Source organism: Rhodopseudomonas boonkerdii, assembly GCF_021184025.1.
In the GTDB taxonomy this organism is placed as follows: Bacteria; Pseudomonadota; Alphaproteobacteria; order Rhizobiales; family Xanthobacteraceae; genus Tardiphaga; species Tardiphaga boonkerdii.
The window spans coordinates 2,448,776-2,463,681 of sequence record NZ_CP036537.1; the positions used below are offsets into that span (position 1 = coordinate 2,448,776).

Annotated in this window: 11 protein-coding genes and 1 tRNA gene; 3 read left to right on the top strand and 9 right to left on the bottom strand. The window is 60.5% G+C overall.

Features of this window, described 5'->3' with window-relative positions:
* Nucleotides 1-14 precede the first annotated feature (14 nt).
* The 3 genes from E0H22_RS11350 to E0H22_RS11360 all read right to left on the bottom strand — a co-directional run bounded on the left by E0H22_RS11350 (nucleotide 15) and on the right by E0H22_RS11360 (nucleotide 2,180).
* Nucleotides 15-1,220, bottom strand: a complete 1,206-nt coding sequence (locus tag E0H22_RS11350; RefSeq protein ID WP_233025741.1) for a beta-ketoacyl-ACP synthase — start codon at nucleotides 1,218-1,220, stop codon at nucleotides 15-17.
* Nucleotides 1,221-1,372: 152 nt separating this feature from the next.
* Nucleotides 1,373-1,654, bottom strand: coding sequence for an acyl carrier protein (locus E0H22_RS11355; protein WP_002711294.1), 282 nt, complete (start codon nucleotides 1,652-1,654; stop codon nucleotides 1,373-1,375).
* A gap of 190 nt (nucleotides 1,655-1,844) precedes the next feature.
* Entirely contained in the window at nucleotides 1,845-2,180 is a 336-nt protein-coding gene (locus E0H22_RS11360) for a hypothetical protein (protein ID WP_233025742.1), read from the bottom strand.
* Between the two features lie 171 nt (nucleotides 2,181-2,351).
* Between E0H22_RS11360 and E0H22_RS11365 the strand changes: the two genes are divergently transcribed.
* Complete coding sequence (locus E0H22_RS11365; protein ID WP_233025743.1) at nucleotides 2,352-2,978, top strand: ParB-like protein; 627 nt, start codon at nucleotides 2,352-2,354, stop codon at nucleotides 2,976-2,978.
* On the opposite strand, the gene E0H22_RS11370 is transcribed toward E0H22_RS11365, so the two are convergent.
* The 3 genes from E0H22_RS11370 to E0H22_RS11380 form a co-directional block, all read right to left on the bottom strand.
* Nucleotides 2,939-3,448: an MgtC/SapB family protein gene (locus E0H22_RS11370; protein WP_233025744.1), complete on the bottom strand. Its 510-nt coding sequence runs from the start codon at nucleotides 3,446-3,448 to the stop codon at nucleotides 2,939-2,941. The genes E0H22_RS11365 and E0H22_RS11370 overlap by 40 nt on opposite strands.
* 88 nt (nucleotides 3,449-3,536) lie before the next feature.
* A complete protein-coding gene (locus tag E0H22_RS11375; RefSeq protein ID WP_430715243.1) occupies nucleotides 3,537-5,291 on the bottom strand; it encodes an ATP-binding protein in 1,755 nt (584 codons plus the stop codon).
* A 239-nt stretch (nucleotides 5,292-5,530) separates the two neighbouring features.
* A tRNA-Gln gene (locus E0H22_RS11380) sits at nucleotides 5,531-5,604 on the bottom strand.
* Nucleotides 5,605-6,302: 698 nt separating this feature from the next.
* On the opposite strand from E0H22_RS11380, the gene E0H22_RS11385 reads away from it, so the two are divergent.
* Both E0H22_RS11385 and E0H22_RS11390 read left to right on the top strand, forming a co-directional pair.
* A complete protein-coding gene (locus E0H22_RS11385; RefSeq protein ID WP_233025745.1) occupies nucleotides 6,303-7,994 on the top strand; it encodes a methyl-accepting chemotaxis protein in 1,692 nt (563 codons plus the stop codon).
* A 279-nt stretch (nucleotides 7,995-8,273) separates the two neighbouring features.
* Entirely contained in the window at nucleotides 8,274-9,968 is a 1,695-nt protein-coding gene (locus tag E0H22_RS11390; protein ID WP_233025746.1) for a methyl-accepting chemotaxis protein, read from the top strand.
* Nucleotides 9,969-9,992: 24 nt separating this feature from the next.
* Here the strand turns inward: E0H22_RS11390 and E0H22_RS11395 are convergent, their stop codons facing one another.
* The 3 genes from E0H22_RS11395 to E0H22_RS11405 are packed head-to-tail and all read right to left on the bottom strand — an operon-like array spanning nucleotide 9,993 to nucleotide 14,499.
* Nucleotides 9,993-10,184, bottom strand: a complete 192-nt coding sequence (locus E0H22_RS11395) for a hypothetical protein (RefSeq protein WP_233025747.1) — start codon at nucleotides 10,182-10,184, stop codon at nucleotides 9,993-9,995.
* 10 nt (nucleotides 10,185-10,194) lie between these two features.
* Complete coding sequence (locus E0H22_RS11400) at nucleotides 10,195-13,338, bottom strand: multidrug efflux RND transporter permease subunit (RefSeq protein ID WP_233025748.1); 3,144 nt, start codon at nucleotides 13,336-13,338, stop codon at nucleotides 10,195-10,197.
* Nucleotides 13,339-13,341: 3 nt separating this feature from the next.
* The gene (locus E0H22_RS11405) at nucleotides 13,342-14,499 is read right to left on the bottom strand and encodes an efflux RND transporter periplasmic adaptor subunit (protein ID WP_233025749.1); all 1,158 of its coding nucleotides are present in this window, start codon (nucleotides 14,497-14,499) and stop codon (nucleotides 13,342-13,344) included.
* Nucleotides 14,500-14,906 lie beyond the last annotated feature (407 nt).

Sequence of the window (14,906 nt, forward strand, 5' to 3'; positions counted from 1 at the left end):
GCTTAACTCGACAATCAAATCGCTTCGACCAGCGCCATGCCTTCGCCGCGCCAGTGGCCGGTCCCGATCACGACAATCTGGGAGGGCGCCTTCGACATTTCAATCTCAAGGCCGGTGGAATCGTTGGGCGCATAGAGCGCCCCGCGCGAGAGCGATAGTGCCGCGAGGCCGATGCCGAGCGGAAACTGTGTTTCAACCGCATGACCGAAGGACGAGCCTGTCGCGCGCACCGGCACGTTCGCATGCTTCTTCAGGAAGCTCAGCTCCTCCGAAGTTGCCGGCTCGGCGCCGGTGGCGCCGGTGATGATCGCTGTGTTCTGCTCGCCCGCGCCGATATTGCTCCACAACCCGTCGAGCGATGCGGTAATCTCGCCGCCGCCCTTGCGACGCGCACGATCGGCGACCACCGTCTTCAGCCGTGCGAATGGCTTGGCGCCGCGCGCTTCCGCATGGGCCTTCGACTCGATCACGAGGAAGGCGCCGCCGGAGCCAAGTGCAAAACCGCTGTTGTTCTTGCGATCCCATACCGGCGAATATTTGTCGCGCAGATTGAAGTTGTCGAATTCGTACAGCAGCAGCATGTCCTTGCGCTCGCCATTATGGCCGGCGCCGACAAGGGTGATGTCGCTCTGACCATCGGCAATACGTGCGAGCGCGATACGCACGGCGTCCACACCGGCAGCTTCCTCTCCCATGAAGGTGCGGGACGAACCGGTGACGCCATGCACGATAGCGATATTGCCCGCCAGCAGGTTGGAGAGCTGCGCGAGAAAGAGGGTGGGGCGAAGATCGTTGAGCAGCTTCTCGTTCAGATAGTTCGGCGTTGCCGAGCCATAGGCTTCGGCGTTGAGAATGCTGGAGTCGACATTGAGATCGCGTTCGCCGCCGCCGGCCGCGACGATCATGTCCATCTTCGACAGGATGTCCTTGTTGCCCTTTACGCCGGCGGAATCGAGCGCAAGACCGGCTGCGTAGGTGCCGATGCGCTGCCAAGCTTCCATCTGGCGCTGATCGCCCTTCTTGGGAATCTGGGCGTCGTAACTGACCGGAGAGAGCGGATGCACGACATAGGGCGCGAACGTCGTCTCGTCGACATTGACGCGCTTGCCGTTCAGCGCATCCCAATGCGCGTCAGGCCCTTCGCCGAGCGACGACACGATGCCGATGCCGGTGATCCATGCTTCGACGGGCTCGGATGCGACAGGACGGGTTTCAGCCATTGGACGGTACCTTAGAGGATGCCTGGGACTGTGCCTTTAAGGGACATGGCCGCAAGCGGGAAGCGCAGGCGCTTCACCATGGTGTCCATACGCCCGCACCGATCCCGTTGAAAGGTCGGTGCGGCCTTGAACGCTATCAAAAGCAGGAAGCGTTATGCGCCCTTGGCAGCAACCAGCTCATCGATGCGGGCGCTGAGATTCTTCAGGACGAAGTACTGTTCGGTGGTCGCCTTGCCGTCGTTGACTTCCTGGGTCCACTTTTCCAGCGGCAGCTTGATCCCGAATGCCTTGTCGATCGCGAAAGCGATGTCGAGGAAGTCGAGGCTGTCGATGCCCAGATCGTCGATGGCGTGGCTTTCCGGCGTGATCGTGTCGCGCGGGATGTCGCAGGTTTCCGCGATGATGGTGGCGACCTGATCGAATGTGGAGGACATTACTAAGCCTTTGATATATTGAAGATAATTTCATTCTGCGCGCGCAAAGGCTAGGCTTCGCCCCGGTTTGGGCCGGTTCGCCGCAGGGAGTCGTTTGCCCGTATATCGGAGCGGGGGCAGTAGTTCAATGCAGTTGAGCGGTCGCTCACCAACGTGTTGGGGCGGTGGAAAGACACCTGGGGGACGGCCGTCAAGGGTGCTGGATGGCGATACGGGCGCAGTCGCGGCGGCCCATGAGGACGCAATCCTGGGTTTTACGGAGATCGGCGAGGGTCACGGCGAGCCAGATGCCGGCCCCGACCAGCAGGGCTGTGAAGGCAAAGGCAGCGGCATTCGCGAGCATGCGGTGGCGGAAGTCGTCGGGCTCGGGCTTCTGCTGATAGTGCGAGAGATCGCCTGCGGGCTTGAGTGCGGTGCGGGAGGCGGGAATAGCCGGGTGGTCTGGCAGCGTGCTCGACGTACGTGGCACGAAACGCAACACGCGGTGCTCGTCGTCGTCCCGGATGATCGGCTGCTGCGTTTTCATGATCGGTCGTCAGCGATACAGATAGCTGACGGTAGCATGGCGGTGCAGTGTTGAGTCGGTGAAAGTCGCATAACCGCAATGTCGTGATGTCGCGTGATGACGTGGAACTGATCGCTCTTTGCGGGAACGCTATGTCATAGTCGCTATGGAAACCCGTCCACGGAGCCTGACATGTCGAACATCCGAGAACCGATCCTCCAGCCGGTCCCGATATTGTCGCTGCGTCCCACGCAGATGACGGTCGGCATGCGCGAGGTAAAGGAAAAGCGGAAACGCTGGCGCCAGCACAAATCGGCACGCAAGCAATCCGAATTGCTCGGTAAACATATGATCCCGGTGGTGCTGGGTCCGGACAAGCGGTACTATGTCGTCGACCATCATCATCTGGCTCGCGCGCTGCACGACGAGGGCGTCAAGGACGTTCTGGTTACCGTGATCGCCGATCTCACCATGGTCGACAAGGATGCTTTCTGGAGCGTGCTGGATCATCGCCGCTGGGCCTACCCCTATGACGCCAAGGGCGAACGACGGCACTTCCGGGATATCCCGAAATCGGTGACCGGGCTGAAGGACGACCCTTATCGCAGCCTGGCCGGCGAGATTCGCCGTGCCGGCGGCTATGCCAAGGATACCACGCCGTTCAGCGAATTCCTGTGGGCGGATCTGTTTCGTCGGCGGATCGCGCGCAAGGCCGTCGAAGCGGATTTCGCCGCTGCGATCGAGAAAGCGCTGGCGATCGCCAAGAGCAAGGACGCGATCTATTTGCCGGGCTGGTGCGGCCCGTCATCGGATAGCTGAGAGTCGTCTATCGGCTCCGAGGCCGGATCGCCCTTGCCGCCGAGGATGCGATGCAGGAAGCGTTCGACCGTGCCTCCAAACAGCAGAACCACAAAGGTCACGGCGAGTGACACCGAGACCAGGCGCCAGTGGCCGGCACCGCACATGATGCCAATACAGGCGGTGAGCCAGACGCAGGCGGCACTGGTGAGGCCTCGGACGCGGAAGTGCCGTTCGGAGTGAACGATGACGCCAGCGCCGAGAAAGCCGATGCCGGTGACGATGCCTTGTACGATACGGCTGCCGCCATCGGTGAAGCCACCCTGGCGGAGCGGATCGGCGAGCGTCGTCAGCATCGAGGTAGCAAGGCTGACGAGGGCGAGGGTACGCACGCCCACTGGCTTGCCACGCAGGTCACGATTGAGTCCGACGGCGCCTCCGGCAAGGGTGGCAATGCCCAGACGCAGGATAATCTCCGACCAGTCGAGCACTGGCACGCTCCTTCGCTGCTGTTACTTCGGCGGGCGTCTCATCAAGGGATGATGATAGGCGATGACGTCGCTGGCGCAAAGCTGTCGCCTAACGCAGCGGCTTCTTCAGCAACGAGAAGCGGTCGGGGTCGAGGCCGAGCGAGGGCTGAAGAAGCGGCGTATCGACCATGCGCGGTTGCGGCGGCGGGATCGGACGCTCGCTGAAGCCAGGATCGTTCGGTACATCGCGGCTCGAAGTGGCACCGCGCCAGCGCTCCAGCACGGCAGCGACGAAGTTCATGTCGTGGCCGGCTGCCACCGACGGTACGGTGGCGATGGCGGCCTCCGAGCGCGGCAATTGATGTGGAGGCACTTCCTTGAAGCGCAGGCGTGTCGGCAGCGCGACGCCTTCGCCGAATGCCAGGACTTCCCGTGTGCCCAGCGAGGGCACGAAAGAGAGCAGGTTGGCTGCCGCATCCGAGACGGCAGAACGCAGCAGCGCCTGGTCGCGGTCATTGGCGAGACGCATCGCGAACAGCGTGTTGCACTGGGAGATGATGGTGGCGTCGAGCTCGGCCGGACGCTGGGTCACGAGGCCGAGATAGACGCCGTATTTGCGGCCTTCCTTGGCGATGCGCGACACCGCCTTGCGGGTCGGGCCGAAGCCGATATTGCGATCCGCTGCGGCGTAACGATGCGCTTCCTCGCAGACGAACAGCAGCGGTGAGACGCCGTCGCTCCACAGACCGAAATCGAACGCCATGCGGCACAGCACCGATACCACGGAATCGACGACTTCCGCAGGGAAGCCGGCGAGTTGCATGATGGTCATCGGCTTGCCATTGGCGGGCAGGCGGAACAGATGGCTGATCACTTCAGCCATGGTGTCGCCGCCGACATTGGCGTTGTCGAACATGAAAGCGTAGCGCGGATCGTTCTTGACAGCGTCGATGCGCGACAGCAGCTTGTGATACTGTATGCGCGACGAGCGGTTCTCCAGCTTGCCCATACGCTCGTCGATCAGTGAGATCAGGTCCACGAGACGATATGGGACGGGCGTATCCACCGTGTAGCCGACGGTCTTCGGATCGATCCGCTTGAGGCCGATGCGCTCGGCGTTCTGGTATTGTGTATAGATGCCCTTGGCGAGCGGGATGACTTCCGTGAGAATTTCGAGTTCTTCCGGTATGCCGGGCCGGCCGGCGAACAACACATCGACGATCTCTTCGAAATTGAACAACCAGAATGGCAGTTTCAGATTGCGCGGATTGAGTACCAACGCCTTGTCGCCGAAACAGCGGCCATATTCGTTGTGCACGTCGAGCAGGAAGATGCGCAGGTTCGGGCGGACGAGCAGGATTTCGTTGATCAGCAGGGATACACCCGACGATTTGCCGACGCCGGTGGAGCCGAGTACGGCGAAATGCTTGCTGAGCATTTCCTCGACATCGACATAGGCGGTGACCGAGCGATCCTGCTGCAGCGCGCCGACATTGATCTGGTCGGAGCCGGATGGCGCATAGATCGTGCGCAGGTCGGTGGTGCTGATCAGCTCGACGGTGTCGCCGATGGTCGGATAGTTGGTGACGCCGCGTTGGAATTTTGGACGATCGAGGGGGCCGGTTATCTCACCCAGCAGATCTACTGATGCGCTGGCGACATAGATGTCCGACCTGTTCATGTCTTCCGACGAAACTTCCGTGATCATGGCGACGATGGTCGAAGTCGAGCAGCGAATGCTGACGAAGCGGCCGACCGTGCCGCGCATCTCGGCGGGGGTCATCGGATTGACGGCCAGAAGACCGACGCGTGCCAGTGATCCGCGCACTGAAATGATGCGTCCGAACGACGCTGCCATACTCATGGTATCCATATCCGAATTGGTGTTCTGCACGCAGATTTCACGGGCCACTATGAGGCGCAGGGACTGGAAAAACGGTTAAGGCGAAGCGGTAGATTGAGCCGGAGCGCCATTGCGAATCCGACTGCGCAAAATGCGGTAATCGAGACGCAAAAACTTGTGCTAAAATACCGGCAGTCACCTTATGGGCTGCGGAACTTAGTTGGCTTCAACCAACGGCGAAATGCATCCGAGCGTGCGTGTGGCTGGGGAACCTGGATTCGAACCAAGACAAACAGAGTCAGAGTCTGTTGTGCTACCGTTACACCATTCCCCAACGGATTCAGACAATCGAAGGGGCCTTGAGGCCACGGTCTGGAATCGGTTGGCCGAGAGATCCTCTCGACGGAGGGCCTTCTAGCCCGTCCGCCTCGTTAAGCGCAAGAGCTTCGCATGGATATCGTCGCAATAGCGGCTGATCCCTGTGGAACTATCGTCCGAACGCTATCGGAGTGGCGATCAGCTTGCTTGCTGTGTACGGGGGCGACCGTGGGAGATGGTACGGCGTGAGTCGTGGTTGCACTTAAGCGATGGCATGAGGCTATGCCTCCGCCCACCGTTTTGGCCGTCCGCAAGCGGCCCCGGCAAGTCTTCGACTCTGCATTAGCCGTAAAGACCTGGCATTGCGCGCGGGTGTCGCTGCTCATACTGTCTTTGTTCCGTGAATTTATATTCAACTGTTCGCTGGGCGTACAGCTTGACATCTAAATACACGCAAAGATTGCGCGGGATGCTGGAGCGCAATGTCTGCTAAGGATTTGATTTTCTTAGTGGGTAAGAAAAGCGCTCGGGATTCATTTTTGTCGGTCAGATTGTCGCATCCTTTACCAGCGGTTTACATAATACCCCCAAATTGAATGTGTGGGGTTTGCAGTGGGATCGCTGCAAGGCTCGCGTCTACCGATCTGTCACGCATTCCAGCTGACCAAACCTACACTCCCCACCAGCGGTCATATACCGAGGGAACCCTTCGTCATGCTTGCTCGTATGTCTATCCGCGCCAAGATTTCAATCGTTGTGACGTTCCTTCTGCTGTCCATGGGCGGGCTCGGGATGCTCGCCATCGCGAAGATGCGGTCGATCAACGCGAATACAGTGGATATCCAGACCAACTGGCTGCCGAGCGTTCGGGTGCTGGGCGAGCTGCGGGCGGGGGTGACCACTTATCGCAATGTGATCCGCCAACACATGCTCGCAGAGTCGTTGGAGGAAAAGCTGGCCAACGAGAAGACGCTTGAGACGGTGGTGGCCAACAACATGCGCCTGCGTGCGAACTATGAGAAGCTCATCACGTCGCCCGCAGAGCGTGCCCTTTACGAAGAATGGGGCCGGGTGTGGGACACCTACAAGCAAGGGACGCTCGAGGTGATGGAGCTTTCGCGCAAGGCTGCCGGTAAGATGCCGCAAGAAGCCAACGCGCTGAATACCAAGACCGTCAATCCGATTGGCCTCAAAGCCGATGAGCTGCTCATCAAGGACATTGAACTGAACACCAAAGGCTCTGACGCCGCTGGCTTGGAGGCGGAGGCGAGCTATAACAGCGCGTTCATGCTTGTTATGACCATCCTTGCCATCGCAGCCGTGGTCGGCATTGGCATCAGCGTCTATCTCGTGCGTGACGTGGCCAGCGGCATCTCCTCGATCGTGAGGCCGATGCAGGCGCTTGGTGCTGGCGATCTGGACGCGCATGTGCCGCATCAGGGCATGAAGACCGAGATGGGCACCATGGGCGACGCATTGCAGGTGTTCAAGCAGGCGTTGATCGACAAGCGCGCCGCAGATCAGGCGGCTGCAGCCGATGCCGAGGCCAAGATCGAGCGCGGTCGCCGCGTCGATCAGATCACCCGCGACTTCGAGGCGATGATTGGCGAGGTCGTCGAGACCGTCTCTTCGGCATCGACAGAACTCGAGGCTTCGGCCGGAACGTTGACGGCGACGGCTGAACGCGCGCAGGAACTGACCACGTCGGTTGCCGCTGCATCGGAACAGGCGTCCACCAATGTTCAGTCGGTGGCTTCGGCAACTGAGGAAATGGCGTCGTCGATCAACGAGATCAGCCGCCAGGTGCAGGAGTCGGCCAACATTGCGGGACAGGCTGTGGATCAGGCGCGACAGACCAACGATCGCGTCAGTGAACTGGCCACGGCCGCAGCGCGCATCGGCGATGTGGTCGAGCTGATCAACAATATCGCCGGGCAGACCAATTTGCTGGCCCTCAACGCCACGATTGAAGCGGCCCGTGCTGGGGAGGCCGGCCGCGGCTTCGCAGTGGTGGCGTCGGAAGTGAAGGCGCTGGCCGAGCAGACCGCCAAGGCGACCGGCGAAATCTCGACCCAGATCGCGGGTATCCAGGCAGCAACGCAAGAGTCGGTCGGCGCCATCAAGGAGATTGGCGACACCATCGGACGCATGTCCGAGATCGCCTCGACCATTGCCTCGGCCGTTGAAGAGCAAGGGGCGGCCACGCAGGAGATCTCGCGGAACGTTCAGCAGGCGGCGCAGGGGACGATGCAGGTATCGTCCAACATCACCGACGTGCAGCGCGGCGCCAGTGAGACAGGCTCTGCCTCGTCGCAAGTTCTCTCGGCGGCGCAGTCGCTGTCTTCGGACAGCACCCGGCTGAAGGTTGAGGTCAGCAACTTCCTGAATGCTGTCCGCGCCGCCTGATCCGCGCCATCCTCCGCTATGACATCACAGCCGGCGCATCAGCGCCGGCTTTTTCATGCGCGACCAAATTACGCATGTCTGGAGATGGGCTGGATACGGCGCCGCCGGTTTCATTCCACCTTTCCTTAACCATGACTGATATCAATGGGTGGAGCGCGAAGGCTCCGCATGATGCGGCCAGCTCCGCACAGATCAGCGTTATCAACGCGGCTGCGCTTATTTGAGACGAAAATCACCGTCGATCTTGCCAACGATCTTTAGTCGAAGGAACGATGACTCATGTTTGCTCGCTTTTCCATTCGCAATAAAATCACCATCGTCATTTCGCTGCTTCTAGTGGCCATAATCGGCATGGGCCTGCTTGCCGTCGCCAAGATGCGTGCCATCAACGTCAAAACCGTCGAAATCCAGGCTGGTTGGCTACCGAGTGTACGTGCGCTCGGTGAGTTGCACGCCGCCGCCAGCAATTATCGCGGTACGTTGCGCGGTCATCTGCTGTCAGACACCGTCGAAGGAAAGGAATCTTTCGAACAGCGCATGCAGACGCAGATGGATCGGGTCAACGAGATCCGGCAAACTTATCAGAAGCTCATCACGTCTCCGGAGAAGCGCGCGATGTACGATGAATGGGCGCGCGAATGGGAGGAGTACACCGGGATTGCACGAGAGGTGATTGCGCTGTCTCGTAAATACAAGGCTGGTGAATTTCCCGCCGATGCGATCAGACTGAATGAGACCAGAGGAATTCCTCAGGGCCGGAAGGCCGATGAACTGCTGAGCAAGAATGTCGAGATGAACAATACGGGCGCGGACAAGGCGGGAGCCGACGCTGACCAGACCTTTGACGGCGCGTTGCTTGTCATTGTCGCGATCCTCGCCGTTTCGGTTGTTCTAAGTCTTAGCTTAGGCGTCTATCTCGTGCGTGACGTGGCCAGCGGCATCTCCTCGATCGTGAGGCCGATGCAGGCGCTTGGTGCTGGCGATCTGGACGCGCATGTGCCGCATCAGGGCATGAAGACCGAGATGGGCACCATGGGCGACGCATTGCAGGTGTTCAAGCAGGCGTTGATCGACAAGCGCGCCGCAGATCAGGCGGCTGCAGCCGATGCCGAGGCCAAGATCGAGCGCGGTCGCCGCGTCGATCAGATCACCCGCGACTTCGAGGCGATGATTGGTGAGGTCGTCGAGACCGTATCCTCGGCATCGACAGAACTCGAGGCTTCGGCCGGAACGTTGACGGCGACGGCTGAACGCGCGCAGGAACTGACCACGTCGGTTGCCGCTGCATCGGAACAGGCGTCCACCAATGTTCAGTCGGTGGCTTCGGCAACCGAGGAAATGGCGTCGTCGATCAACGAGATCAGCCGCCAGGTGCAGGATTCCGCGAACATTGCGGGGCAGGCTGTGCAGCAAGCGCGCATCACCAATGACCGTGTCAGCGATTTGGCGAGTGCGGCCGCGCGGATCGGAGATGTGGTGGAGCTGATCAACAATATCGCCGGGCAGACCAATTTGCTGGCCCTCAACGCCACGATTGAAGCGGCCCGTGCTGGGGAGGCCGGCCGCGGCTTCGCAGTGGTGGCGTCGGAAGTGAAGGCACTGGCCGAGCAGACCGCCAAGGCGACTGGCGAAATCTCGACCCAGATCGCGGATATCCAGGCAGCGACGCAGGAGTCCGTCGGTGCCATCAAGGAGATTGGCGACACCATCGGACGCATGTCCGAGATCGCCTCGACCATTGCCTCGGCCGTTGAAGAGCAAGGGGCGGCCACGCAGGAGATCTCGCGCAATGTTCAGCAGGCGGCGCAGGGGACGATGCAGGTATCGTCCAACATTGCCCATGTCCAGCGCGGCGCCAGCGAGACAGGCTCTGCCTCGTCGCAAGTTCTCTCGGCGGCGCAGTCGCTGTCTTCGGACAGCACCCGGCTGAAGGTTGAGGTCAGCAACTTCCTGAACGCTGTCCGCGCCGCCTGATCCGCGCCATCCTCCGCTATGACATCACAGCCGGCGCATCAGCGCCGGCTTGTGGGCTCGATCGAAGGCCTGAATCTGAAAGAAGTCATCCTGCTGCTGTTGTCGACCGGTTGCGAACCGGTCTGGATCAATAATGCCCAGATTGACATCCGGTTGATCGGCATCAAAGGCAGCACCAGGGAAGCCTGATGCGCGAGGCGACAGCGCAATGGTCAAGGTCTGAACGTCATTCCGCAGCCTGTTTGGCGAGACGGTCCTCAACCTGCGGGGGAGGCTTGGTGGTTGGGCCGCGGCTCCAGTCGGACATCGCGTTCGCGAGCTTGTCGAGATAGACATACACCACCGGGGTCGTGAAAAGCGTCAGGGCTTGGCTCACGATCAAGCCGCCGACCATGGCATAGCCGAGTGGCTGCCGGATCTCGGAGCCGGTGCCGGTACCTAGCATCAGCGGCACCCCGCCGAGCAGCGCCGCCATCGTCGTCATCATAATCGGACGAAAGCGTAGCAACGCCGCCTTGCGGATCGCCGCTTCCGCTTCGATATGTTCGTCGCGTTCAGCGACAATTGCGAAATCCACCAGCATGATGCCGTTCTTCTTCACGATACCGATCAGCAGAATGATTCCGATCAGCGCGATCAGGCTGAAATCGAAGCCGAATGCCATCAGGATCGCCAGCGCACCCACTCCAGCCGAGGGCAGGGTTGAGAGGATGGTCAGCGGATGGATATAGCTCTCGTAGAGAATGCCGAGGATCAGATAGACCACGATCAGGGCCGCGACGATCAGTAGCGGTACCGTGGACAGCGACTGCTGAAACGCCTGTGCTGTGCCCTGGAAAGTCCCCCGCAGCGTGGCTGGGGCATTTAGCTCCTGCATCGCGGCCTGTACGGCGTCGGTCGCCTGGCCGAGTGCCACGCCTTGAGCGAGATTGAAGCTGATGGTAATGGCCGGGAACTGGCCCTGATGGCTGATCGAGAGAGGTCGCACCGGGACTGTCGTCCATTTGACGAAAGCGGAGAGCGGCACTTGGTCGCCGGTGGTCGGCGACTTGATGTAGATTTTATCGAGCGTATCGAGCTTGCCTTGCAGCTCCGGCAGGATTTCCAAGATGACATGATAGCTGTTCAGCTGCGTGAAGAACTGTGCGATCTGCCGCTGACCGAATGAATCATAAAGCGTGTCATCGATCAGCTGCGGCGAGATACCGAAGCGCGAGGCGTTGTCGCGATCTATGCTGAGCGTCAGCGTCGTGCCTTTGGTTTGCTGGTCGGTGGCGACGTCACGCAATTCCGGCAAGGTCTGCATCTTGGCGAGGATCTTTGGCGCCCATTCGTTCAGCTCGGCGAGATTGGAGTCTTGCAGTGTATATTCGAACTGTGTGCGGGTTGCGCGACCGCCGAGGCGAACATCTTGTGCCGCTTGCATAAACAGCCTTGCACCTTCGACTTTCTCGAGCTGGGGTCTCAGCCGCGCGATGATCTGCTGCGCCGAGGCTGAGCGCTCGTCGCGGGGTTTGAGCGTGATGAACATCCGGCCGGTATTGAGTGCGCCGTTATTGCCGCCGATCGCCATGGCGACGGTGGCGACATCGGGATCGGCCTGCACGATCTTGCCGAGCTCTTCCTGATGTTTGCGCATATCGGCGAACGAGATGTCCTGCGCGGCCTCCGACGATGCGGTGATCAGGCCCGTATCCTGCTGCGGGAAGAACCCTTTCGGGATGATGACGAATAGATAGACGGACAGCGCCACCGTGGCGAAGAACACCATCAGCGTGGTCAGCCGCCAGCGCAACACGATGTCGAGCCCGCGTTCATAGGCACGCAGCATGGCATCGAACACATTCTCGCTCATCTGGTAGAAGCGGCCGTGTCTGGCGTGCTTTTCGTCGCGCAGGAAGCGCGAGGCCATCATTGGGGTCAGGGTCAGCGAGACGACCAGCGACACGAAGATCGCCATGGTCAGGGTGATGGCGAATTCGCGGAAAAGGCGGCCGATGATGCCGCCCATCAGAAGCAGCGGAATTAGCACGGCGACGAGCGAGATGGATATCGATACGATGGTGAATCCGATCTCGCCGGCTCCCTTGAGGGCAGCAGCCATGGGCGTCTCGCCTTCCTCGATATAGCGGGTGATGTTTTCCAGCATCACGATGGCATCGTCGACCACGAAACCGACGGAGATAGTGAGGGCCATCAGCGAGAGATTGTCGAGCGTATAGCCGAACACCCACATCAGCGCGCATGCGCCGAGCAGCGCCAGTGGCACCGTGATGCTGGGAATGATGGTCGCCCAGACATTGCGCAGAAAGATGAAGATCACCATCACCACGAGGGCAATGGTGAGCATCAATGTGAACTGCACATCCTGCACCGCGGCTCGGATGGTCTCGGTACGATCGCTCAGTACCTTGATCTTCACCGCCGGAGGGATCGCCGCGACGAGACGCGGCAGTTCGGCCTTGATCTTGTCGACGGTGTCGATGACGTTGGCGCCGGGTTGCTTGAAGATCACCAGGAACACGCCGCGCTTGCCATTGGCCCAGGCCGCCTGCTTGGCATCCTCGGGGCCGGTCACCGCGTGGCCGATATCGCGGACGCGCAGCGGACCGCCATTGCGATAAGCGATGATAACGTCGTTCCAGTCTTTCGACTCCGGCAACTGGTCGTTGGCATAAATCGTATAACTGCGCGTGGCGCCGTCGATATTGCCCTTCGGGCTATCGACTGTCGTGACGGCCAGCTGGGTGCGGATGTCTTCGAGGCCGAGGCCTTTGGTGACGAGTTTGGCAGGATCGATCTGGATACGGATCGCCGGTTTCTGTTGACCGCCGATGGTCACCTGGGCCACGCCATTGATCTGGCTGATCTGTTGGGCGAGCTGCGCATCGACGCTGTCGCTCACGGTCGTGATCGGCAGCGTGTCGGATGTCGCCGATAGCAGCATGATCGGCGAGTCCGCGGGGTTCACCTTGCGATATGTCGGCGGCAAGGGGAGGCTCTTCGGCAATTGGCCGCTGGCGGCATTGATGGCGGCCTGCACGTCATTGGCGGCGCCGTCGATGGAACGGCTGAGATCGAACTGGATCGTCACCGCCGCTGTGCCGAGCGAACTGGTGGACGTCATCTGCGCCACACCGGGGATTTGCGCGAATTGCCGTTCAAGCGGCTGCGCCACGGACGATGCCATGGTCTCGGGGCTGGCGCCGGGCAGCGTGGCCGAAATCTGGATGGTCGGGAAATCCACTTGCGGCAGCGGTGCCACCGGGAGCATGGGATAGGAGACGAGGCCAACGAACAGGATGCCGGCCATCAGGAGCGATGTGGCGATCGGGTAGCGGATGAACGGTGTTGAGATGCCCCCGTTCATGGCTCACTGCTCCTTCGCGACATCGGCGGATGCCACAGCAGACGCGACCACCGAGCCCGGCTGCACTTTGTATTGGCCGGCAACGATCACGCGGTCGCCGGGGGCTAGACCCTCGTCGATGACCGTGCGGCCATCGATGGAGCGGCCGACCTTGATCTTGCGGACCTCGGCCTTGCTGTTGGTGCCGACCGCGAAGGCATAAAGGCCGTCGGGGCCGTGCTGCACGGCATCGTCCGGTACGACGGTGGCATTCTGAAGCGTTGTTACCAGCAGACGTGTGGAGACCGAAAGGCCGGGCCACAACACATGATCCTTGTTGTCGAACACTGCCTTCAGACGGATCGTCCCGCTGGTCGTATCGACCTGATTGTTGACGACGGCGAGCGTGCCCTTCGACAGCAACCGCTTGCCGTCGCTTGTATAGGCATCGACTTCCAACGGATGCGCGGCAAGCTGCGCGTTGATATCAACGAGATGTTGCTCGGGCGCGGTAAAGATCACCGCGATCGGTTCGATCTGCGCGATGGTGACAATGCCTGTCTGGGTCGAGGCGTTGACGATGTTGCCTTTGTCGACCTGGCGGAAGCCGACGACACCGGCAATCGGCGCTTTCACGGTCGTATAGTCGAGTTGCGTTTGCGCATTGGCAATCGCGGCTTCATCCGCCGCGATCTGCGCAGTCAGCTGCTGCACCGTGGAACGCTGGGTGTCGGTCTGCTGCTTCGTCGCGAATTCGCCGAGTTTTGTATAGCGCTGCAGATCGAGATTGGCATTGGCGAGATTGGCTTCGTCCTGTGCTTTCTTCGCCTTGGCTTGATCCAGCGTGGCCTGGAAGGGGCGGGGATCGATCTGCGCGAGCAAATCACCTTCCTTGACGATCTGCCCCTCGGTGAAAGCGATGCGGTCAATCTGGCCATCGACGCGCGTCCGCACAACGACGGTGTTGAAGCCTTGCACGGTGCCGAGCCCGGTCAGATAGACGGGGAAATCCGATCTTTCGACTGACGCGATCTTGACCGGAATGGGCGCAGGGCCGCGGCGTTTGTCCGCCTGTGCCTGCGCGCTGCTGCCATTGTAATGCCGCAAGGCCGCGTAGCCGCCCCCGGCCAAAACGGCCAGCAAAATCAGGCTGATCCAGCGAAAGCGGGGGCGCATGGTCATAAGCGGCTCTTTCGGCTTGCGGCAACTGTGCGGCGCGGATCATTTTACCCGGTCCGGTTGCAGCTTCGGAGCCAGTTAAAAACCCGGTTCAATTCTGTAAACACACGACCGCTTGAGAATGTTCATCATTGCAAAAACTTCATGTATTCAAGTGTTTCTGCATATTTCCGCCGCTGACAATCGGGGTCGTATGATCTGGCATGACGATGCGGAATGCTGCGCGGCCAGCCTTGGACTGAGCAATCGTCAATTGACCGCACTTGCGCGTTTTTTGCGCGCAATGCCCCGAAAACGATGCGGCGTCCTTGCGGTGCTCCAGTGGCGTTCTTGAGGCAGCCGAAAGAGGCGCGCGCAGTTTAGAATGATTTTGATCTGGAGCTATTCAAGCGGAATTGAGTCCATTGGTG